The 21,473-nt window shown below is 66.2% G+C and carries 16 protein-coding genes; 11 read left to right on the top strand and 5 right to left on the bottom strand.

Features of this window, described 5'->3' with window-relative positions; translation table 11 throughout:
* Window positions 1-43 precede the first annotated feature (43 nt).
* The 11 genes from FHT08_RS15505 to FHT08_RS15455 all read left to right on the top strand — a co-directional run bounded on the left by FHT08_RS15505 (window position 44) and on the right by FHT08_RS15455 (window position 14,891).
* A complete protein-coding gene (locus tag FHT08_RS15505; protein WP_208409072.1) occupies window positions 44-2,947 on the top strand; it encodes a 2-oxoglutarate dehydrogenase E1 component in 2,904 nt (967 codons plus the stop codon).
* Between the two features lie 42 nt (window positions 2,948-2,989).
* Entirely contained in the window at window positions 2,990-4,204 is a 1,215-nt protein-coding gene (sucB, locus tag FHT08_RS15500) for a dihydrolipoyllysine-residue succinyltransferase (RefSeq protein WP_166775610.1), read from the top strand.
* Window positions 4,205-4,354: 150 nt separating this feature from the next.
* Window positions 4,355-5,791, top strand: coding sequence for a dihydrolipoyl dehydrogenase (lpdA, locus tag FHT08_RS15495; RefSeq protein ID WP_166775609.1), 1,437 nt, complete (start codon window positions 4,355-4,357; stop codon window positions 5,789-5,791).
* A 155-nt stretch (window positions 5,792-5,946) separates the two neighbouring features.
* Window positions 5,947-6,540, top strand: coding sequence for a TIGR00730 family Rossman fold protein (locus tag FHT08_RS15490; protein ID WP_104605414.1), 594 nt, complete (start codon window positions 5,947-5,949; stop codon window positions 6,538-6,540).
* Window positions 6,541-6,910: 370 nt separating this feature from the next.
* Entirely contained in the window at window positions 6,911-7,513 is a 603-nt protein-coding gene (locus tag FHT08_RS15485; protein ID WP_166775608.1) for a YigZ family protein, read from the top strand.
* Entirely contained in the window at window positions 7,510-9,279 is a 1,770-nt protein-coding gene (locus FHT08_RS15480) for an ABC transporter transmembrane domain-containing protein (RefSeq protein WP_166775607.1), read from the top strand. Before FHT08_RS15485 ends, FHT08_RS15480 begins: the two co-directional genes overlap by 4 nt.
* 101 nt (window positions 9,280-9,380) lie before the next feature.
* Window positions 9,381-10,280, top strand: coding sequence for a hydrogen peroxide-inducible genes activator (locus tag FHT08_RS15475; RefSeq protein WP_166775606.1), 900 nt, complete (start codon window positions 9,381-9,383; stop codon window positions 10,278-10,280).
* A gap of 88 nt (window positions 10,281-10,368) precedes the next feature.
* Window positions 10,369-12,057, top strand: a complete 1,689-nt coding sequence (locus FHT08_RS15470; protein ID WP_104538042.1) for an ABC transporter ATP-binding protein — start codon at window positions 10,369-10,371, stop codon at window positions 12,055-12,057.
* Entirely contained in the window at window positions 12,041-13,126 is a 1,086-nt protein-coding gene (locus FHT08_RS15465) for an HlyD family efflux transporter periplasmic adaptor subunit (protein WP_104605406.1), read from the top strand. The genes FHT08_RS15470 and FHT08_RS15465 overlap by 17 nt, the downstream gene beginning before the upstream one ends.
* Window positions 13,123-14,526, top strand: coding sequence for a TolC family protein (locus FHT08_RS15460; protein WP_166775605.1), 1,404 nt, complete (start codon window positions 13,123-13,125; stop codon window positions 14,524-14,526). Before FHT08_RS15465 ends, FHT08_RS15460 begins: the two co-directional genes overlap by 4 nt.
* Before the next feature lie 152 nt (window positions 14,527-14,678).
* Entirely contained in the window at window positions 14,679-14,891 is a 213-nt protein-coding gene (locus FHT08_RS15455; protein WP_166775604.1) for a hypothetical protein, read from the top strand.
* A 259-nt stretch (window positions 14,892-15,150) separates the two neighbouring features.
* On the opposite strand, the gene FHT08_RS15450 is transcribed toward FHT08_RS15455, so the two are convergent.
* The 5 genes from FHT08_RS15450 to grpE all read right to left on the bottom strand — a co-directional run bounded on the left by FHT08_RS15450 (window position 15,151) and on the right by grpE (window position 21,374).
* Entirely contained in the window at window positions 15,151-16,275 is a 1,125-nt protein-coding gene (locus FHT08_RS15450) for a prephenate dehydrogenase (RefSeq protein ID WP_166775603.1), read from the bottom strand.
* Window positions 16,272-17,180 carry a pyridoxal kinase gene (gene pdxY / locus FHT08_RS15445; protein WP_166775602.1) on the bottom strand — a complete coding sequence of 303 codons (909 nt, stop codon included), beginning with the start codon at window positions 17,178-17,180 and terminating at the stop codon, window positions 16,272-16,274. The genes FHT08_RS15450 and pdxY overlap by 4 nt, the downstream gene beginning before the upstream one ends.
* 334 nt (window positions 17,181-17,514) lie before the next feature.
* Entirely contained in the window at window positions 17,515-18,642 is a 1,128-nt protein-coding gene (gene dnaJ, locus FHT08_RS15440) for a molecular chaperone DnaJ (protein ID WP_104605398.1), read from the bottom strand.
* A gap of 142 nt (window positions 18,643-18,784) precedes the next feature.
* On the bottom strand, window positions 18,785-20,713 hold the full coding sequence (gene dnaK / locus FHT08_RS15435; RefSeq protein ID WP_104538048.1) for a molecular chaperone DnaK: 1,929 nt from the start codon (window positions 20,711-20,713) through the stop codon (window positions 18,785-18,787).
* Between the two features lie 142 nt (window positions 20,714-20,855).
* On the bottom strand, window positions 20,856-21,374 hold the full coding sequence (gene grpE / locus FHT08_RS15430) for a nucleotide exchange factor GrpE (RefSeq protein ID WP_010366360.1): 519 nt from the start codon (window positions 21,372-21,374) through the stop codon (window positions 20,856-20,858).
* Window positions 21,375-21,473 lie beyond the last annotated feature (99 nt).

Here is a 21,473-nt window from a genome sequence, read left to right as displayed (position 1 = left end):
AGACGCCCCCTCACTAACGCAAGGGGGTATAATTTTTCGAGATTTGAGACCGACCGACAGGGCATCTCGCCCTGCCGCTTCCGCACAATCATCCCCACAGCAGACCCGACTTACCATCGTGGATAATCTCCTAAAGCAGTTCGCACAGTCATCGCAGCTCGCCGGCGGCAACGCCGCCTATATCGAGGATCTGTACGAGCAGTACCTCGTCGCCCCGGACAGTGTCGACCCGAAGTGGAAGAGCTATTTCGATGGCTTCAAGGGTCGCGATGCCGGTGATGTGCCGCACTCGGCGGCCATTGCCCACATCCTCACCGCCTCCAAGCAGGCTGCCAGCGCCGGGACCGGCGCAGGGGCCAGTGACGAGCGCGAGCGCAACGTCGGCCGCCTGATCACCGCCTATCGTGCGCGTGGTCACCTCGGCGCGCAGCTCGACCCGCTCGGCCTGACCCCGCCGGTCAACCCGCCCGATCTGGACCTGCCGTTCCACAGCCTGTCGCAGGCGGATCTGGACAGCGAGTTCAGCACCGGCGGCGTCGGCGGCCAGCCGCGCATGAAGCTGAAGGACCTGCTAACCCGCCTGAAGGCGACCTACGCCAGCACCATCGGCGCAGAGTTCATGCACATCCAGGAATTCGACCAGCGCCAGTGGATCTACAAGCGCCTGGAAGATGCCGGCGGCAAGATCGCCGGCGACGCGGCCAGCCGCAAGCGCACGCTGGAGCGGCTCACCGCCGCCGAAGGCCTGGAGCGCTACCTGCATACCAAGTACGTCGGCCAGAAGCGCTTCTCGCTGGAAGGCGGCGACGCGCTGATCCCGATGATGGACGAGATCATTCGCCAGTCCGGCAGCGATCAGGTCAAGGACATCGTGATCGGCATGGCCCACCGCGGCCGCCTCAACGTGCTGGTCAACACGCTGGGCAAGAACCCCCGCAAGCTGTTCGACGAGTTCGAAGGCAAGTTCGAGCACGCCCACGACGACCGCGCGCATACCGGCGACGTCAAGTACCACATGGGTTTCTCGGCCGACATCGCGGTCGGTGGCGACAAGCAGGTGCATCTGGCACTGGCCTTCAACCCCTCGCACCTGGAAATCGTCGACCCGGTCGTGGTCGGCAGCGTGCGTTCGCGTCAGGAACGCTTCGGCGATGCCGAGCGCAAGACCGTGCTGCCGATCCTGATCCACGGCGATGCCGCATTCGCCGGCCAGGGCGTGGTGATGGAACTGTTCCAGATGTCGCAGGCGCGCGGTTTCGCCGTCGGCGGCACCGTGCACATCGTGATCAACAACCAGATCGGCTTCACCACCAGCGCCCGCGACGACGCCCGTTCCACGCTGTACTGCACCGACGTGGCCAAGATGATCGGCGCGCCGGTGTTCCACGTGAACGGCGACGACCCGGACGCGGTCATGTTCGTGTCCAAGCTGGCCTACGAGTTCCGCCAGCAGTTCAAGAAGGACGTGGTCATCGACCTGGTCTGCTACCGCCGTTGGGGCCATAACGAGGCCGACGAACCAGCAGCGACCCAGCCGGTGATGTACCAGACCATCCGCAAGCACAAGACCACACGCGAGCTGTACGCCGCCAAGCTGGAAGGCGAGGGCCTGCTGAGCGCCGACGAGGCCAAGGCGCTGGTGGACGGTTACCGCAACAAGCTCGATTCGGGCGAATACACCACCGAGCTGGCGACACGCAAGCCGGACGAATTTGCCATCGACTGGTCCAAGTATCTGGTCGGCACCGCTGCCGATCCGGTCGACACCCGCGTCAAGCGCGAGCAGCTGGATCGTCTGGCCAAGCTGATCACCACGATCCCGCAAGGCGTCGAGCTGCATGCGCGCGTCGGCAAGATCTACGACGACCGCGTCAAGATGGCCGCCGGCGAGCAGGCCGGCGACTGGGGCTTTGCCGAAAACCTGGCCTATGCGACCTTGCTGGCCGAAGGCCACAAGCTGCGCCTGGTCGGCCAGGATGCCGGGCGCGGCACGTTCTTCCACCGTCACGCGATCCTGCATGACCAGAAGACCGACAGCTATTACCTGCCGCTGCGCCAGCTGGTGCAGAACCCCGAAGACGCCACCATCATCGACTCGCTGCTCAGCGAAGAAGCGGTGATGGGCTTCGAATACGGCTACTCCACCACCGACCCGAATGCGTTGTGCATCTGGGAAGCGCAGTTCGGCGACTTCGCCAACGGCGCGCAGGTGGTGATCGACCAGTTCATCGCCGCTGGCGAAGCCAAGTGGGGCCGCATTGCGGGCCTGTCGCTGTTCCTGCCGCACGGCTACGAAGGCCAGGGTCCGGAGCACAGCTCCGCGCGTCTGGAGCGCTTCCTGCAGCTGTGCGCGCTGGAGAACATGCTGGTCTGCGTGCCGACCACGCCGGCGCAGTGCTTCCACATGATCCGCCGCCAGATGCGCATGACCACCCGCAAGCCGCTGGTGGTGATGACGCCCAAGTCGTTGCTGCGCCACAAGCTGGCGGTGTCGAGCCTGGAAGAACTGGCCGAGGGCGAGTTCCAGCATCTGATTCCCGACGCCAAGGCCGATGCCGGCAAGGTCAAGCGCGTGGTGCTGTGCTCGGGCAAGGTCTATTACGACCTGCTCGAAGACCAGACCAAGCGTGGCCAGGACGACGTCGCCATCCTGCGCGTGGAGCAGCTGTATCCGTTCCCGCGTGCGCAGCTGGCCGCCGAGCTCAAGGCCTATGCCAACGCCACCGACGTGGTGTGGTGCCAGGAAGAACCGCAGAACCAGGGTGCGTGGTACCAGATCCGTCACCATCTGAATTTCTGCCTGGCCAGCGGTCAGAGCCTGCATTACGCCGGCCGTGCCCGTTCGCCCTCGCCTGCCGCCGGCCACATGGCCGACCACATCGTCGAGCAGCAGAAGCTGGTCGCCGATGCGCTACTCAATCCGTTCAACGACCAAGTCGCTGAATAACTCCTCTTCCCCAAAGAACGAAAACCCTAGGACGCTCCCCGAATGGCCACCGAAGTCAAAGTTCCGGTACTGCCCGAATCCGTTTCCGACGCCACCATCGCCAGCTGGCACAAGAAGGCCGGTGAAGCGGTCAAGCGCGACGAGAATCTGGTCGACCTGGAAACCGACAAGGTCGTGTTGGAAGTTCCTTCGCCGGTCGACGGCGTACTGAAGGAAATCAAGTTCGAAGCCGGCAGCACCGTCACCAGCAACCAGATCCTGGCAATCATCGAAGAAGGCGCCGTGGCTGCGGCCGCACCGGCCGACGAGAAGAAGGCCGATGCACCGGCGCCTGCCGCTGCTGCACCGGTCGCGGCGCCGGCCCCGGCTGCTGCCGCTGCGCCTGCCGCTGCGTCCAAGTCCGCTGCCGATGCCTTGCCCCCGGGTGCGCGTTTTTCCGCAATCACCCAGGGCGTGGATCCGGCCCAGGTCGAAGGCACCGGCCGTCGTGGCGCGGTGACCAAGGAAGACATCGTCAACTTCGCCAAAGCCGGCGGTGTGGGCAAGGCGTCCGGCGCCCGTCCGGAAGAGCGCGTGCCGATGACCCGCGTGCGCAAGACCATCGCCAAGCGCCTGATGGAGTCCAAGAACTCCACCGCGATGCTGACCACTTTCAACGAGGTCAACCTCGCCAAGGTGTCGGCCGCGCGCAAGGAGCTGCAGGACGAATTCCAGAAGGCGCACGGCATCAAGCTCGGTTTCATGAGCTTTTTCGTCAAGGCCGCCGCCAACGCGCTGCAGCGCTTCCCGCTGGTCAATGCCTCGATCGACGGCGACGACATCATCTATCACGGCTACAGCGACATCTCGATTGCGGTCTCGACCGAGAAGGGCCTGGTCACGCCGGTGCTGCGTAACGTCGAGCGCCAGTCGTTCGCCGACGTCGAGCAGGGCATTGCGGACTACGCCGCCAAGGCGCGCGCCGGCAAGCTGGGACTGGACGATCTGCAGGGCGGTACGTTCACCATCACCAACGGCGGCACCTTCGGCTCGCTGCTGTCCACCCCGATCATCAACCCGCCGCAGAGCGCCATCCTGGGCATGCACGCGATCAAGGAGCGTCCGATTGCCGAAAACGGCCAGATCGTGATCGCCCCGATGATGTATCTGGCGCTGTCCTACGACCACCGCATCATCGACGGCAAGGATTCGGTGCAGTTCCTGGTCGACATCAAGAATCAGCTGGAAAACCCGGGCCGGATGTTGTTCGGTCTGTAAGAGCCGGGAATCGGGAATGGAGACTGGGGAATGGGACAAGCGCCCATCAACCGCTCCATTCCCGCCTGGACCTGGATGGGACGCGGCAGGCGCACGCATGCGCTCTTGCGATTCTCCATTCCCTATTCCCCATTCCCGTGAGCAAATGAAATGAGCGAACAATTCGACGTCGTCGTCATCGGTGCCGGTCCGGCCGGTTATCACGCTGCGATTCGCGCGGCCCAGCTGGGCATGAAGGTCGCCTGCATCGACGCGGCCATCGGCAAGGACGGCAAGCCTGCACTGGGCGGCACCTGCCTGCGCGTGGGCTGCATTCCGTCCAAGGCGCTGCTGGATTCCTCGCGCCAGTTCTGGAACATGGGCCACCTGTTCGGCGACCACGGCATCAGCTTCAACGACGCCAAGATGGACGTGCCCACCATGATCGGCCGCAAGGACAAGATCGTGAAGCAGTTCACCGGCGGCATCGCGATGCTGTTCAAGGCCAACAAGATCACCCCGTACTACGGCTTCGGCCAGCTGCTGCCGGGCAACATCGTCAAGGTCGCCCAGCACGAAGGCGGCGAGATCGCGCTCAAGGGCACCAACGTGATCCTGGCGCCGGGCTCGGAGTCGATCGAGCTGCCGTTTGCCAAGTTCGAAGGCGACACCATCGTCGACAATGTCGGCGGCCTGGATTTCACTGCCGTTCCCAAGCGTCTGGCGGTGATCGGTGCCGGCGTGATCGGCCTGGAGCTGGGCAGCGTGTGGAAGCGCCTGGGCGCCGAGGTCACCATCCTCGAAGCGCTGCCGGATTTCCTGGCGCTGGCCGATGCCGAAGTGGCCAAGACCGCGCTGAAGGAATTCAAGAAGCAGGGCCTGGACATCAAGCTCGGCGCCAAGGTCAGCAAGACCGAGATCACCGGCAGCGGCGATGCCAAGCAGGTGGTGGTCAGCTATACCGACGCCGCTGGCGAGCAGACCCTGACCGTGGACAAGTTGCTGGTGGCCGTAGGCCGCAAGGCTGCGACCAAGAACCTGCTGGCCGAGGGCACCGGCGTTAAGCTCAACGAGCGTGGCCAGATCGAAGTGGACGGGCATTGCCACACCGGCGTCGATGGCGTGTGGGCGGTCGGCGACTGCGTGCGTGGCCCGATGCTGGCGCACAAGGGCTTCGAGGAAGGCATCGCGGTGGCCGAGCTAATCGCTGGCCTGCCCGGCCATGTCAACTTCGACACCATTCCGTGGGTCATCTACACCGAGCCGGAAATCGCCTGGGTCGGCAAGACCGAGCAGCAGTTGAAGGCCGAGGGTGTGGCCTACAAGGCCGGCAGCTTCCCGTTCGCGGCGATCGGCCGCGCGGTGGCCATGGGCGAGCCGGCCGGCTTCGTCAAGGTCATCGCCGATGCCGAAACCGATCGCGTGCTGGGCATGCACCTGGTCGGCGTGGGCGTGTCGGAGCTGGTCCACGAAGGCGTGCTGACGATGGAATTCAACGGCTCGGCCGATGATCTGGCACGCATCTGCCACGCCCACCCGACGCTGTCCGAAGCGATCCACGACGCCGCGATGGCAGTGAGCAAGCGCGCGATTCATAAGGCCAACTGAGCCGGGAATCGGGAGTGGGGAATTGGGAATCGTAAGAGCGTTCCCATCACCTCGCTCTTCATGCTGACGCCGGACCCAGGTCCGGCGTCATGCGTTCTGGCTTCTGTGTTTGCTTTGACCCATTCCCTATTCCCCACTCCCGGTTCCCGAATCCCATGAAAAGCATCTGCGTCTACTGCGGTTCCAATGCCGGCAACAAGCCCGCCTACGCCGAGCGCGCCACCGCGCTGGGGCAGCGCATCGCCGAGCAGGGCCTGCGGCTGGTCTATGGCGGCGGCAACGTCGGGTTGATGGGCACCGTGGCCAATGCGGTGCTGGCGGCCGGTGGCGAGGTCACCGGGGTGATTCCGCAGCAGCTGGCCGATTGGGAAGTGGCGCACCGTGGACTGACCACACTGGAAATCGTCGGCTCCATGCATGAGCGCAAGATGCGTATGTTCGAGCTGTCCGATGCCTTTGTCGCCCTGCCCGGCGGCTTCGGCACGATGGAAGAGATCTTCGAGATGCTGACCTGGCGCCAGCTCGGCATCGGCAACAAGCCCTGCGCGTTCCTGGACATCGAAGGGTTTTACGCACCGCTGATCGGCATGATCGATCGCATGGTGGAAGAGCGCTTCCTGCACCCGGACCAGCGCAGCGACCTGTGGTACGGCGCCGATATCGAACAGATGCTGCAGTGGATGCAGCGCTACACGCCGGCGCAGGCCTCCAAGTGGATCGACGAGAAGCGCCGCTCCACCCTGGTGTGATGCGGGGGCGAGGTAAGCTCCCTACCCCATCGCAGGCCAGGCCAGGCATCAGGCATGCGCACCAACAGGCGCGCAGCGGCGCTGTAGTCATACGTCAGCTGCGTGGAAGTGCAGCGACGCACCGGACCATGTCCTACTTATGCGGCCATCGCTCGGGCGCGATGCCGCACCCGGCGGCGCTGCCACGTCACGCACCGTGCGTCACGTTGTTCACCAGGTCGACAGAGCAACGACAGCGCGCGCGCGCAACCGCCCGGGAGCCAGCGCGCGCTCATTGCACATCCGCCCCGTCGCAACGCCCCATCGAACACCCTGCCGGTCTGCAAGCTTGCCGATGGCTGCAGCGTCCGGCACGACCGGCTCGCATAGAATGGCGACGATGCTCGATACCCTCGCCGCTGATGCGCACCACAGCCTGGACATCAAGCACAGTCGCTTTCTGGCCAACGCTGCGGCACTGGATTCTCCCGCACAGGCGCTGGAGATCGTGCAGCGCGTATCCGTTGCCGATGCCACCCACAACTGCTGGGCCTATCGATTCGGGCAGGACTATCGCTCCAGCGACGACGGCGAGCCCAGCGGCACCGCCGGGCGGCCGATTCTCGCGGCCATTGATGGCCAGGGCTACGACCGCGTGGTCGTGGTGGTCACGCGCTGGTATGGCGGCATCAAGCTCGGCGCCGGTGGACTGGTGCGTGCCTATGGCGGCGCAGCGGCCGAATGCCTGCGACTGGCGACGCGACAGCCATTGATTGCGCTGTCGCTGCTCGACCTGCAATGCCGGTTCGACGACCTGGGCCTGGTGCATGCTGCATTGAGCGCCTTCCACGCCGACAAGCTGGACGAGCGTTTCGACGCGCAGGGCGCCGCACTGCGCGTGCAACTGCCTGCCGATCAACTGGCCGGCTTGAAAACGCGCCTGTGCGACGCCACTCGCAACCGTGTCCATCTCTCGTCACCGGAAGCCGCATGAACCAGCCAGCCGCCGCCAGGCCCAACCCATTGCGGAAGCTTGGCAGCCTGCGCACCTTGTGGCCCTTCGTGCGGCGCCAGCGTGGCCTGTTCGCCGCCTGGCTGATCGCACTGGCCATTTCCTCGGCCGCGACATTGAGCCTGCCGGCGGCGGTCAAGCAGATGATCGACCATGGTTTCTCCGGCGGCTCGCAGATCAACCACGCCTTCGCGCTGCTGTTCGCGGTGGCGGTGGTGCTGGCGGTGGCAACGGCCGCGCGCTTTTATTTCGTCGCGTTGCTGGGCGAAAAGGTGGTGGCCGACTTGCGCGGCCGCCTCTACGCGCATCTGATCGGGCTGGATGCCGGCTTTCATGACCGCAGCCGCAGTGGCGAGCTGGTGTCGCGCCTGTCGGCAGACAGCGAGCTGCTGCGCGGCGTGATCGGTACCACCATGTCGGTGGCGTTGCGCAGCTCGGTGACGGTGATCGGCAGCATGGTGATGCTGTTCGTCACCAGCCCGCGGCTGGCCGGCTTCACCTTGGTCGGCATTCCGCTGGCGGTGCTGCCGATCGTGCTGGGCGCACGCCGCCTGCAGAAGATCTCGCGCGCCAGCCAGGACCGCGTTGCCGATGCCAACACCCTGGCAGCCGAAACGCTGGGCGCGGTGCGCACCGTGCAGGCGCACGCGCGCGAGCGCTACGAGAGCCAGCGGTTCAGCCAGGCACTGTTCGCCGCGATCGATACCGCGCGGCTGCGCATCCGCACCCAGGCCACCGTGACGGCGGTGGCGATCCTGCTGATCTTCGGCGCCATCGTCGGTGTGCTGTGGCTGGGCGCGCACGATGTGATCGCCGGACGCATGACCCCCGGCACCTTGGGACAGTTCGTGTTGTACGCACTGATCGGCGGCGGGTCGGTCGGTGCCTTGGCCGAGGTCTGGAACGAGTTGCAGCGCGCGGCCGGAGGCATGGGCCGGGTTGGCGAGTTGCTCGACGAGCAGCCGGCGATCGTCGCGCCGGCCACGCCGCAGCCCTTGCCGCAGCCGCTGCGCGGCGCGATCCACTTCGATCGGGTGGTATTTCATTATCCGCAGCGCCCCGACGCGCCGGCGCTGGATGGCTTCGACCTGCATGTCCATCCGGGCGAAACCGTGGCGCTGGTCGGGCCCTCCGGCGCCGGCAAGAGCACGGTGCTGGCGATGTTGCTGCGCTTCCACGACCCGGTCAGCGGCAGGTTGCGCATCGACGAGGTGGACCTGCGCGATACCGACCCGGTACTGCTGCGCGAACGCATTGCATTGGTGCCGCAGCAGCCCACGCTGTTTGCCGCCAGCGCCGCCGACAACATCCGCTATGGGCGCCTGGACGCCAGCGATGCGGAGGTGCAAGCCGCCGCTGCAGCCGCCGAGGCAGACAGTTTCATCCGCGCCTTGCCGCAGGGCTACGCCAGCGAACTCGGCGAACGCGGCACGCGCCTGTCCGGCGGCCAGCAGCAACGGGTGGCGATCGCGCGCGCCTTGCTCAAGGACGCGCCGATCCTGCTGCTGGACGAGGCCACCAGCGCGCTGGATGCGCAGAGCGAACGTGCCGTGCAGCAGGCGCTGGACCGGTTGATGGAAGGCCGCACCACGCTGGTCATCGCCCATCGCCTGGCCACCGTGCTCAAGGCCGACCGCATCGTGGTGATGGATGCCGGCCGCATCGTCGCGCAGGGCACGCACGCGCAGTTGATCGCCGAAGATGGTCTGTACGCGGAGCTGGCGCGGCTGCAGTTCATCGATCAGTGACGTCTGGGCGACACCGGCATGTGCTGTCATGCCGGCATGTCCGCGGCAGCGGCCCGGGCCGATCCAGCGCCCCCACGCGCCCCTAAATGACGACGTCACGCATGCCCCGCCCCAGAACCACCATTCGCCAGCTCAGTTACTTCGTCGCGCTCGCCGACACCGGCAGCTTCACCCGCGCCGCCGAGCAGATGGGCGTGTCGCAACCGTCGCTGTCGCAACAGATCCGTGCGCTGGAAACCATCGTCGGCGCCGCGCTGTTCGAACGCGGCGTGCCGGCCATCCTGACGCCATTGGGGCGCGACCTGCTCGAACGCGCGCGCAGCATCCTGCTGGACGTCGCCGACCTGGAAGACGTCCGCGCCACCTCGGCCGACACCCTGATCGGCACCATCCGGCTGGGCGTGTCGCCCACGCTGGGCGCCTACCTGATGCCGAGCCTGGTGGCGCGCCTGCATCGCGAACACCCGGCACTGCGCGTGCACGTGCGCGAAGGCCTGCCCACCGTGCTCGCCAGTGGCCTGGCCAGCGGCGTGCACGACCTGATCCTGGCGCAATTGCCGGTGGCCGGGCGCGGCCTGCATAGCGAGCGGCTGTTTCGCGAACCGCTGCATGTGACCATGGCCGCCGATCACCCGTTGCGTGCCAAGACCTGCATCACGCCGGCTGATCTGCGCGGCACCAACCTGCTCACCTTGATGCCTGAGTACCGCCTGGCCGAACAGGTGGCGGCGATCGCCATGGACGTCGGTGCCAATGTGCTGCGCGATTACGAAGGCACCAGCCTGGATGCGATCCGCCAGATGGCCGGGATGGGCATGGGTCTTGCATTGCTGCCAGACCTGTATGTGCGCCAGGAAATCCGCGAGGGCGACGATGTCGTGGTCCGGCCGATCAAAGGCGGACGCTACTATAGGGAGATCGGGCTGTTGTGGCGGCAGGGCGCAGGACGCGCGCCGGCCTTCGGTCTGATCGCCGATCTTCTGCGTGCGGTGGCCGCATAGGAAAATCCTATGCGTCGAATAAGCGCGGCGGCCTTGTTCGCCAGCTGCAACTCGTCAATGCTTCATTGAACTCATCAACGGAAATCGAATGGCGGGCAAGCAGATCGGATGGCGGGAAGCGGGAGCCTGGCTGGCGGAGATCGTCGGGCCGGACATGCCCTATGTGCGCCTGGCCATGGTGTACGGGGTCGCGATCAGCCTGCTGTCGCTGGCCACGCCGATCTCGGTGCAGTTGCTGATCAACAGCGTGGCCAATACCGCACTGCCGGCGCCGTTGTGGACCCTGTCGAGCCTGTTGCTGGGCCTGTTGCTGCTGGTGGCCGGCCTGAGCGCGATGCGGGTATGGGTCATGGCGCTGTTCGAGCGCCGGCTGTTCGCGCGCGTGGTGTCGGAAATCACCGTGCGCGCGGTGCATGCGCAGAATCCATTCTTCGCCGACCAGAACCGCGGCGACATGTTCAACCGCTACTTCGATCTGGTGGTGGTGCAGAAAGCGGTGCCGAGCCTGGCCATCGGCGCCTTCACCATCGTGCTGCAATCGGCGGTCGGGCTGATACTCACCAGTTTCTACCACCCGTTCTTTCTGGGCTTCAATGCCTTGCTGCTGCTGGTCATCTTCGGCATCTGGATGATCTGGTCGCGCGGGTCGATCCGCACCGCGGTCGACCTGAGCCATGCCAAGCACGAGGCCGCGCGCTGGCTGGAAAGTGTCGGCGGCTCCAACGGCTTCTATAAATCCAGCCGCCACCTCAACTTTGCGATGGACCGCTCCGAGTCCGTCACCGCCGCCTATGTCGACCGGCATCGGCGCCACTTCCGTTACAGTTTTACCCAGACGGTCGCGTTCCTGCTGGTCTATGCGATCGCCAGCGCGGCGCTGCTGGCGCTGGGCGGCAACCTGATCCTGCGTGGCGAGCTATCGATCGGCCAGCTGGTGGCCGCCGAGCTGATCCTCAGCGCGGTCTTCTACGGCATCTCGCAACTCGGTGCGTATCTGGACGCGTTCTACGACCTGGTCGCCAGCTCAGAGGAACTGTCGCTGCTGTTCGCCATTCCGCAGGAACGTGCGGTCGTGGCGCCCGGCAAGACGCCCGGCAACAGCGCGGTGCGCCTGGATGGCGTGGTGATCGACGGCGCGCGTTTCGATTTTTCGCTGACTGCCGGCGAGCAGCTGGTGACGATCGCCGATGGCGGCGCGGAGCGGCTGCTGGCGATGATCCTCAAGCGCCATGTGGTACCCGATCGCGGGCTGGTCATGGTGGGCGGTGCGGACATGGCCACCTTCGACATGTATCTGTTGCGCTCGGAAGTGACGGTGCTCGACCGGCCGACCATCGTCGAGGTCACCATCCGCGAATATCTGGCGCTGGCGTCGGCCGATGTGAGCTCCGAAGCGATGCTGGAAGCAATCGATGCGGTGGGCTTGCGCACCCGCATCGCCGCGCTGCCGCAAGGCCTGGACACGCGGCTGGCCGCCTCCGGCTATCCGCTGTGGATCGGTGAAGTGATGGCCTTGAAGCTGGCCAACGCGCTGTTGGTGCGCCCGCGTGTGCTGATGCTGTCGCAGCTGTACGACCTGATTCCCGCCGACCGCCTGGCCGGCGTGCTGCGACGTCTGAAGGCGGCCGGCACCACCGTGCTGTTGTGCACCGGCCGGCCGGAGGACATCACCCTGGATGGCTGGTTCCACCTGCAGCCCGAGCGACAGCAGCGCTTTGCCACCCGCGCCGAACTGATCGCCTCCACGCAGGAGGCCAACGATGCAGCACGCTACTGATCGCAACGCGCACTTCCCCACCCTGGCGGCGATGCGCCCACCCAGCATCGCCAAGGCGCTGGCCTGGATGCTGCTGATCGGCATTGTCATTGCCAGCGCGATCCTGGCGCTAGCGCCGTGGGTGCAGACCGCCAGCGGCAAGGGCCAGGTGGTGGCGCTGGATCCGGGCGACCGCCAGCAGCAGGTCACCGCCTTCGTGCCAGGCCGGGTCGAACGCTGGTATGTGCACGACGGCCAGCATGTCTCGCGCGGCGATCCGATCGCGCGCGTCGGCGACCTGGACCCGGATCTGCTTGTTCGCCTGGCCAGCGAACGGGCCCAGGTGCAGGCGGAAATCACCGCGATCCAGCAATCGCGCGCGGTTGCCAGCATCGATGTGGCGCGCAGCAGGCAATTGCTCGCCGAAGGGCTGGCCGGCCGCCGCGACTTCGAACTGACCCAGATCAAGGTCGCCGAGGCCGATGCCAAGCTGGCCGAATCGCGCGCCAAGCTGACCCGCATCGACATCCAGTTGAACCGCCAGTCGGCGCAGTTGGTGCGCGCACCGCGCGATGGCCGCGTGCAGCAGCTCAACGCCGCCAGCGGCAGTGCGATGGTCTCGCCCGGCACGGTGCTGGCGGTGATTGCGCCGGAGCGGGTGGAGCGTGCGGTCGAGTTGTATATCGACGGTCGCGACGTGCCGCTGATCCGCCCCGGCCGCCCGGTGCGGCTGGAGTTCGAGGGCTGGCCGGCGATCCAGTTCAGCGGCTGGCCGTCAGTGGCGCACGGCATGTTCGATGGCCGCGTGCGCGCCATCGACCCCAATGCCGCGCCCGATGGGCTGTTCCGTATCCTGGTCGAACCGCAGCCGGGCAAGCCGGCCTGGCCGGCGCAGGAATTCGCCCGCCAGGGCGGCAAGGTGCGCGGCTGGGTGCAGGGCGAAACGGTGAGGGTGGGCTACGAACTGTGGCGCCAGCTCAACAATTTCCCGCTGGAGTTCGGCCGCCGTCCGGCGGCAACGACGACGCAGGATGAGGGCAAGGCCAAGGCGGCGCCCAAGGCCGAAGACGACGAGACCGGCAAGAAATGATCCGCCGTCTTGTCGCCGTGCTGATCGCGCTCGCCCCGGGCGTGGTCGCCGCCCAGACCACCCCGCTGACGCTGGATGACGTGCTGCGCTCCTCTGCCCGCTCTTCCCCGCAGATCGTCGAAGCGCTGGCCAAGGTCCGCCAGGCCGAGGGCAAGGGCATCTCGGCCGACGGTGCGTTCGATACCGTGTTCGATCTCGACGGCCGCTCGCGCGAGGCCGGCTACTACGACGGCAGCACGATCGAAAGCACCGTCAAGCGTCCCTTCGACGACAACGGCGGCTATTACTACGGCGGTTATCGTTCCTCGCGCGGTGCGTTCCCGGTCTACGAGGACAAGTCCTACACCGACCGCGGCGGCGAAGTGAAAGTCGGCGCGCTGTATGCGCTGCTGCGCGACCGGGTGGTCGACGAGCGCCGCACCCGCCGCAACGTTGCCGGTGGCGATATCGATGTCGCCCAGTACGAGGCGCAAATGGTCGCCATCGGCGTCCAACGCCGCGCGGTGGATGCCTACCAGAGCTGGGTCGCGGCCGGCCTGAAACTGCGCGCCTACAGCGACCTGCTGCAGCTGGCCGAGCAGCGCCGCAATGCAATTTCACGGCAGGTGACGCTGGGCGCGCGGCCCACCATCCTGCTGACCGAGAACGACCAGAACCTGGTCCGCCGGCGCGCCCTGGTGGTGCGCTCGGAACAGGACTTCGCCAATGCCGCCAATGCCCTGTCGCTGTACCTGCGCGACGACGCCGGCATGCCGTTGATCGTCTCCACCGAACGCCTGCCGGCCGATACCTCGGCGCTGGAAAGTCTGGCCGGTGCCAGCAGGATCACCGCACCGGTGGAGCGCCCCGATTACCGCGCGGTGCTGACCCGTATCGATCAGGCCACCGCGCGACTGATGCTGGCGCAGAACGATCTCAAACCACGCCTGGATGTCAGCCTCGAGGTCAGCAAGGACCTGGGCGCGCCCGGTATGGGCGGCCCGAACCGCTCGCCGACCGATGCGATCATCGGCTTCCGCTTCAGCGTGCCGCTGGAAAACCGCGCCGCCAAGGGCAAGGTCGCCGAAGCACGCGCCGAGATCGAGGCGCTGGATCAGCGCAGCCGCTACCTGCGCGACCAGATCACGGTGGAGGTCGAGTCGGTCGTCATCTCGCTCACCGCTGCCGAGCGGCTGGCCAGGATCGCCGACGAAGAACGCAGCCTGGCCGACCGCCTCGCCGCGGCCGAGCGCCGCCGCTTCGAACTGGGATCGGGCGATTTCTTCCTGGTCAATCAGCGCGAGGAGACCGCCAACGATGCCCGCGTGCGCCTGATCGATGCGCAGGCGCGGATCGCCTCGGCGCGTGCCGAGCTGGCAGCGGCAACGGCCGACCGGGACGCGTTGCAGCTGGGCCGTTGAGCAGGCTGCCGGCCGGCTCGCCAAGCGTTTCCGCAGTGCGCAATGACGCCCGGGTAACACCTGCCTGCGCATGCTCGCCTGCACCGGCCCGGCGCCGGGCGTGCGGTCCCTGACGACTCGCACTGCGACCCTGAAATCCTTCGGAGGTGCGTATGTCTTTCCGGCAATTTCCCGCAATCGGTGCAGATGGCGAGTCCTACGTCATCATCGAATTCCACGACGAGCTCGAATCCCGCAACGAGCAGCAAGCCCGCACGCAGCCGAACAAGGCGCCACGCTACGAACTGCCCGATGGCCGCCGCCTGCAACGGCAAGGCCAGCGCTTCATCACCGCTGGTGGCGAGCTGCGCCTGTCGACGCCCTGAAATAGCACTGGTCATTTTTTGACCAACTTGCCCGTAGCCGTTGCAGCGCAATGGCTGCGCGCAGTTATCCACATGCTTGTGCAGGTTTCATCCACACCCTATGTGGATGAAACCGGTGCGTGTTGTTCGGCCTTGCGCCAATCGACGATCACTCTCGCCTTCGGCTCATCGCATGCGCTGCCATGGGCCAGGACGTGATCGCTGCCGGACAGCTGCACCCTGAGACATCGAGCAGGCCCACGGCCGCCCTGCACTGCTGCTACCCGACGCGATCGGAACGCTCCAGCACTCGCCCGATGTCGCTGCGGTCGATGTCGCTGGCTGCCTGCGCCAGCGCCGCGCGATCGCTGCCCGGCTCGAACCCGATGCGGAAATGCAACTCGCCCACCGGCGTGCGCGAGGAGTGGATCGAGGACAGGTTCACTCCATGCTGCTCGAACACATGCAGCAACGCACGCAACGAGCCGGGCTGGTCTTCCGGCAGATACACGCTTAAGGTCAACGGCTCGGTGAGGTCGGCCAGCAGGTAGCCCACGCGTTCATAGGTGTAATTGCCCGCGGCGAGCGACTCGCCCTGCAGCGCCTGCACGTTGTCGTCCAGGAACCGGGCGCGGAACTGCGCGCGCGCCGCATCGTCGCCCTGCGCGACCAGGCCGCGCAGCTCCTGCAGTTGCAGCAATAGCCGATCGAGCATCTCGCCGACGTAGGGATTGCCGAACTGGATGTCTTCGTAGATCGCCGGATTGAGCGAGAGGATGCGCGCGATCACCGCGGTATCGAGCTCGAACGAGGCCGAGCGATACGGCATCAGCGCGCGCAGCTCGCCGAGCAGCGGCGCGTAGTCGCGCATGGTGCCGGCCTGCGCCAGATGGGTGGCGTGCACCATTGCCTGCACCAGCGCCATCACCCGGTCGTGGTGCTCGGGCGTGGCGTACACGCACTCGGCCTGCAACGCGGTACACAGCGCCTGTACCCACGTGGACCACTGCTGCAGGCGCGCCTGGCAGACCACCATCACCCGCCCTTTCAAGGTCGGCGATTTGGGCGGTGCGGTCATCGGATGCAGGCCGACGACCTCGGCCGACGAGGCCAGCATCGCGGCAACCGGCGCCTGCTTGATCGAGGTGACATCCATCCACAACTGCGACGCGGCGCGCGGGCCGGCAAGGTCCACATAGCGCTCGATCAAGCCGGCGGTGTGGCGAATCGGTGCAGAGAAGATCAACACATCCGCACGCTGCGCCAACGTGGCTTCGTCGATGTCGCCGTCACCGGCCGGATCGAAGCCGATCACCTCCAGCCGCATGCGCGTGCGCAAAAACTGCGCCAGCCAGCGCCCGTAGGCGCCGGCGATGCCGACGATGCCGACCACCGGCTGCGTCATGCCAATCGCTCGACGGCAAAGCGCGGTGCGGCAGCGAGGGCGGCCGGGGCGGCGGCCAGCACATCGAACTCTTCAAAGCCCGCAGCCAGGGTCGCTTCCAACGCGCTGTGCACGCCGCTGAGCGCATGCCCCACCGCCTGCTCGAACGACACCTCGCGCAGCAGCAAACCGATCAGCAACGCCATCAGCACATCGCCGGTACCGGCCACATCCACCGGCAGATGCGGCGTGGCCCAGCGATACACTGCCGTGTCGCTGACCGCCAGGGTCACCAGCTCACCGGCCGCACCGGCCACGCTGTGTGCAAGCACCCATTGCGGACCGCGCGCCAGCAATGCGCGCGCGGCAACGATGGCATCGTCCTGCTGCAGACTCGGCAAACCGGTCAGGCGCCCGAGCTCGAACGCATTCGGCGTCACCAGCCAGGCATGCGGCAACAGCCGCTCGGCGAAGACGCGCTCCAGTCCGGGTTCCACATACGGGCCGGTGTGCGTGTCGCCGATCACCGGATCCAGGCAGTAACGCAGCTGCGGCGCCTGCGGCAAGGTCTGCTCGAGCCAGTCGGCAAACGCCTCGCCATTGGCCAGGCTGCCGAAGTAGCCGGAGACCAGCATGCGGGCGCGCTGCGGCAGACCGCGCTCGGTGGCACCCAGCAACAGGTCTGCCAACCAGTCGGCCGGCAGGATGCGGCCGCGCAAGGTGGCGTAGAACGGCGCGTTGCTCAGCAGCGTGGTGGGCACTTCCGCCACCCGCAGGCCCAGCGCACGCAACGGCGGCACCGCAGCGCTGTTGCCGGCATGGCCATACACCAGCTGCGATTGCACCGAGATCACATCGATCGGCGAAGGACCATCCGGGCGCTGGCGCCGGCCGTGGACCAGATGACTGTCGGGGGGATTGTTCATCGCCGCATTTTACGCCAGCGCCACGGCACGCCCACCGTCGATCGATGCGACCGTCGTCTGCTTGCCGCCGCACACACCGCCGCCAGGCCTGTCTGGGCGCCGGCAGCAGTCGCTATCGCCCTTACCTCTGCGGGCTCCCGCCGCACAAACGTTAATGCCGGCCCCTGGGGCCGGCATTCCTAGAGAGAACCTCGCTCAGCCGTGCAACTCTCCGGGCATTCGGAAGCGGGCGTCCGCACTTGCGAATCCCGAATCGCCACACTGGCGCACCATCCCGGCAGGCCCGGTCACGCCGCCCTTACGATTCCCCAATCCCGACTCCCGATTCCCAGCCTCAGGACGTCATCCGATCCCAGAAGCCCTTGACGCCGTCGATGAACGTAGCCGACTTGGGCGAATGCTTGCGTGCATCCTCACCGGTGAACGTGGCCTCGAACTGCTGCAGCAACGCGCGCTGATCGGCGGTCAGGTTCACCGGCGTTTCGACCACCACGCGGCAATACAGATCGCCTTCGGTGCGGCTACGCACCGAGCGCACGCCCTTGCCGCGCAACCGGAACAGCTTGCCGGTCTGGGTCTCGGCCGGGATGCGGATCTCCGCCTCCCCGCCCAGGGTCGCCACACGCACGATATCGCCCAGCGCGGCCTGCGAGATGCGGATCGGCACTTCGCAATGCAGGTCGTCGCCATCGCGCTGGAAGATCGCGTGCTCGCGCACGCGCACTTCCACATACAGATCGCCCGGCGGCGTGCCGGCCGGACCGGCCTCGCCTTCGCCCGCCAGGCGGATGCGGTCGCCGGTATCCACACCGGCAGGCACCTTGATCGACAACACCTTGTCCTCTTCCACGCGACCGGCGCCGTGGCAGGTCTTGCACGGATTCTGGATCAGCGTCCCGCGCCCGTCGCAATGCGGGCAGCTCTGCTGCATGGCGAAGATGCCGCGCTGGATGCGCACCTGGCCGCGTCCGTGGCAGGTCCCGCACACTTCCACCTTGCCGTCTTCCGAGCCGCTGCCGTGGCAGGGCTCGCACTCGATCAGGGTCGGGATCTCGATGCGGCGCTCGATGCCGGCGACGGCTTCTTCCAGATCCAGTTCCAACACATAACCGACGTCGGCGCCACGTCGCGCAGCGCGCGGACCGGCGGCGCCACCGCCGAAAATATTGCCGAAGATATCGCCAAAGATATCTCCCATATCCGGGCCACCCGGCCCACCACCACCGCCCATGCCGTGCTCGAACGCAGCGTGGCCATGCGCATCGTAGGCACGGCGCTTGTTGCCGTCCGACAACACCTCATAGGCTTCCTTGCACTCCTTGAACATCGCCTCGGCAGCAGCGTCGCCTGGATTGCGGTCCGGATGGTGCTTCATTGCACAGCGCCGATACGCCTTTTTCAGCTCCTCGTCGCTGGCGCCACGGGCAACGCCCAGCACTTCGTAGTAATCGCGTTTGCTCATGACAGGGAATCGGGAATCGGGAGACGGGAATCGTTCAAAGCGCACATCCTCAGTAAATCGCAATCGAAGTGGAAGGGTCGGACAACGGGAAGGAGCGATGCCGCAGCACCGCTCCTCCCATTCTCGATTCCCTATTCCCCACTCACGCCTTCTTGTCGTCCTTGACCTCGGTGAACTCGGCGTCCACCACGTCGTCGGCGGCCTTGGAGGTCTGCGCGTTGCCGCTGGCCGCATCGGCGTTGCCGCCCTGCTCTGCCGCGGCGGCGGCGGCGTACAGCGACTGGCCGGCTTCTTCCAGGGTCTTGCTGCGGGCCTCGATCTGCGCCTTGTCGTCGCTCTTCATGGCGGTTTCCAGATCCGACAGTGCCGCTTCCACCTTGCCGATCACATCGCCACCGACCTTGCTGCCATGCTCGGTGATCGCGGTGCGGGTGGCGTGGATCAGACCATCGGCCTGGTTGCGGGCCTGCACCAGTTCCTGGAACTTCTTGTCTTCCTCGCGGTTGGCTTCCGCGTCGGCGACCATGCGCTGGATCTCTTCGTCCGACAGACCGGAACCTGCCTTGATCTCGACCTTCTGTTCCTTGTTGGTCTTCTTGTCCTTGGCCGACACGTGCAGGATGCCGTTGGCGTCGATATCGAAGGACACCTCCACCTGCGGCATGCCGCGCGGTGCCGGCTCGATGCCGGACAGGTCGAACTTGGCCAGCGACTTGTTGAAGCGGGCCTGCTCGCGCTCGCCCTGCAACACGTGCACGGTCACGGCCGACTGGTTGTCCTCGGCGGTGGAGAAGGTCTGCGAGGCCTTGGTCGGGATGGTGGTGTTCTTTTCGATGATCTTGGTGAACACGCCGCCCATGGTTTCGATACCCAGCGACAGCGGAGTCACGTCCAGCAGCAGCACGTCCTTGACGTCGCCGGCCAGCACGCCGCCCTGGATCGCCGCGCCCACGGCCACGGCTTCGTCCGGGTTGACGTCCTTGCGCGGTTCCTTGCCGAAGAAATCGGCAACCGCCTGCTGCACCTTCGGCATGCGGGTCTGACCGCCGACCAGGATCACTTCGTTGATGTCGCTGGCGCGCAGGCCGGCATCGTTCAACGCGGTGCGGCACGGCTCGATCGACTTCTTGACCAGGTCTTCCACCAGCGCTTCGAGCTTGGCACGGGTCAACTTGATGTTGAGGTGCTTCGGACCGGAGGCATCGGCGGTGACGTACGGCAGGTTCACTTCTGTCTGCTGGCTGGTCGACAGCTCGATCTTGGCGCGCTCTGCGGCGTCCTTCAGGCGCTGCAGCGCCAACGGATCCTTGCGCAGGTCGATGCCCTGGTCCTTGTTGAATTCGTCGACCAGGTACTCGATGACGCGGTTATCGAAGTCTTCGCCGCCCAGGAAGGTGTCGCCGTTGGTGGCCAGCACTTCGAACTGCTTCTCGCCATCGACTTCAGCGATTTCGATGATCGACACGTCGAAGGTACCGCCGCCCAGGTCGTACACGGCGATCTTGCGGTCGCCGCCATTCTTGTCCAGGCCATAGGCCAGGGCTGCGGCGGTCGGCTCGTTGATGATGCGCTTGACGTCCAGACCGGCGATGCGGCCGGCGTCCTTGGTGGCCTGACGCTGGCTGTCGTTGAAGTACGCCGGCACCGTGATCACGGCCTCGGTGACCTTCTCGCCCAGGAAGTCCTCGGCGGTCTTCTTCATCTTTTCCAGCACGCGGGCAGAGATTTCCTGCGGCGCCATGCGCTTGGCATCGCTGGTCTGCACCCAGGCATCGCCGTTGTCGTGGGCCAGAATGCCGTACGGCACGTGCGAGATGTCCTTCTGCACTTCGGCGTCGGTGAACTTGCGGCCGATCAGGCGCTTCACCGCGTAGAAGGTGTTCTTCGGGTTGGTCACCGCCTGGCGCTTGGCCGAGGCACCGACCAGCACTTCGCCATCCTTGGTGTAGGCGACGATCGAAGGCGTGGTGCGATCGCCCTCGGAATTTTCGATGACGCGGGCCTTGCCGCCGTCCATGATCGACACGCACGAGTTCGTGGTGCCGAGGTCAATACCAATGATCTTGCCCATGGATACGCTCCTGATGATTCTGTAGCTGTGTCCGGCGACGCCGGGTCTGGCTGAGATGTGGGGGTGGTGCGCAGGTGTTCAAGCCACCTGCACGAATCTGCGTTTCGCGCATGCGCCGGGCAGTTCAGCCGGGCGCTGCGGTTCAGTCGTGCTTGGCCACGACCACCAGGGCCGGGCGCAGCAGACGCTCGTTGAGCAGATAGCCCTTCTGGAACACCTGCACCACGTGGCCCGGGGCGATGCCCTCGGCCTCGCCCTGGCTGATCGCCTGGTGCTGGTCCGGGTTGAACGGCTGGCCGACCGGGTCGAGCAGGGTCAGGCCGTTGTCGGCCGCGACCTTGAGCAATTGCTTGTAGGTCATGTCCAGGCCATCGCGCAGCGGACTGGGCTCGGTGCCGGCCGCAGTCAGGCCGGCGTCCAGGCTGTCGAACACCGGCAGCAGCTCGCCCAGCAGCTTCTCGTTGGCGAACTTGCGCGCGTTTTCGACATCGCGGGCGATGCGCTTGCGCTGGTTTTCAAGATCGGCACGCTCGCGCAGGGCATCGGCCTTGACCAGCGCGATCTCGCTGCGCAGCGACTCGATCTCGGCCTTGAGCGGATCGGTCTCGGGTGGGTTCTGGGACAGGTCTTCGGAGTCGAATTCGGGGTGGTCTTGGTTCATGTGCAGTTCCCGGGCAAGCGGAACGCCCGCCCCAACGTCACCCCGTATGTGGGCGCGCGCGCGCGTTTCAAGCAAAACGATCGTATCGATCGCTGCCGC

This window comes from Xanthomonas sp. CFBP 8151 (assembly GCF_011761885.1).
GTDB classification, from domain to species: Bacteria; Pseudomonadota; Gammaproteobacteria; order Xanthomonadales; family Xanthomonadaceae; genus Xanthomonas; species Xanthomonas arboricola_B.
Note: the sequence above shows the minus strand (reverse complement) of the source record. Positions and strands in the feature narration are given on the sequence as shown.

Bases quoted from the DNA above. Each gene is read 5' to 3' on its own strand.
- sucB (WP_166775610.1), top strand. From the start codon at position 2,990: ATGGCCACCGAAGTCAAAGTTCCGGTACTGCCCGAATCCGTTTCCGAC.
- lpdA (WP_166775609.1), top strand. From the start codon at position 4,355: ATGAGCGAACAATTCGACGTCGTCGTCATCGGTGCCGGTCCGGCCGGT.
- FHT08_RS15490 (WP_104605414.1), top strand. From the start codon at position 5,947: ATGAAAAGCATCTGCGTCTACTGCGGTTCCAATGCCGGCAACAAGCCC.
- FHT08_RS15485 (WP_166775608.1), top strand. From the start codon at position 6,911: ATGGCGACGATGCTCGATACCCTCGCCGCTGATGCGCACCACAGCCTG.
- FHT08_RS15480 (WP_166775607.1), top strand. From the start codon at position 7,510: ATGAACCAGCCAGCCGCCGCCAGGCCCAACCCATTGCGGAAGCTTGGC.
- FHT08_RS15475 (WP_166775606.1), top strand. From the start codon at position 9,381: ATGCCCCGCCCCAGAACCACCATTCGCCAGCTCAGTTACTTCGTCGCG.
- FHT08_RS15470 (WP_104538042.1), top strand. From the start codon at position 10,369: ATGGCGGGCAAGCAGATCGGATGGCGGGAAGCGGGAGCCTGGCTGGCG.
- FHT08_RS15465 (WP_104605406.1), top strand. From the start codon at position 12,041: ATGCAGCACGCTACTGATCGCAACGCGCACTTCCCCACCCTGGCGGCG.
- FHT08_RS15460 (WP_166775605.1), top strand. From the start codon at position 13,123: ATGATCCGCCGTCTTGTCGCCGTGCTGATCGCGCTCGCCCCGGGCGTG.
- FHT08_RS15455 (WP_166775604.1), top strand. From the start codon at position 14,679: ATGTCTTTCCGGCAATTTCCCGCAATCGGTGCAGATGGCGAGTCCTAC.
- FHT08_RS15450 (WP_166775603.1), bottom strand. From the start codon at position 16,275: ATGACGCAGCCGGTGGTCGGCATCGTCGGCATCGCCGGCGCCTACGGG.
- pdxY (WP_166775602.1), bottom strand. From the start codon at position 17,180: ATGAACAATCCCCCCGACAGTCATCTGGTCCACGGCCGGCGCCAGCGC.
- dnaJ (WP_104605398.1), bottom strand. From the start codon at position 18,642: ATGAGCAAACGCGATTACTACGAAGTGCTGGGCGTTGCCCGTGGCGCC.
- dnaK (WP_104538048.1), bottom strand. From the start codon at position 20,713: ATGGGCAAGATCATTGGTATTGACCTCGGCACCACGAACTCGTGCGTG.
- grpE (WP_010366360.1), bottom strand. From the start codon at position 21,374: ATGAACCAAGACCACCCCGAATTCGACTCCGAAGACCTGTCCCAGAAC.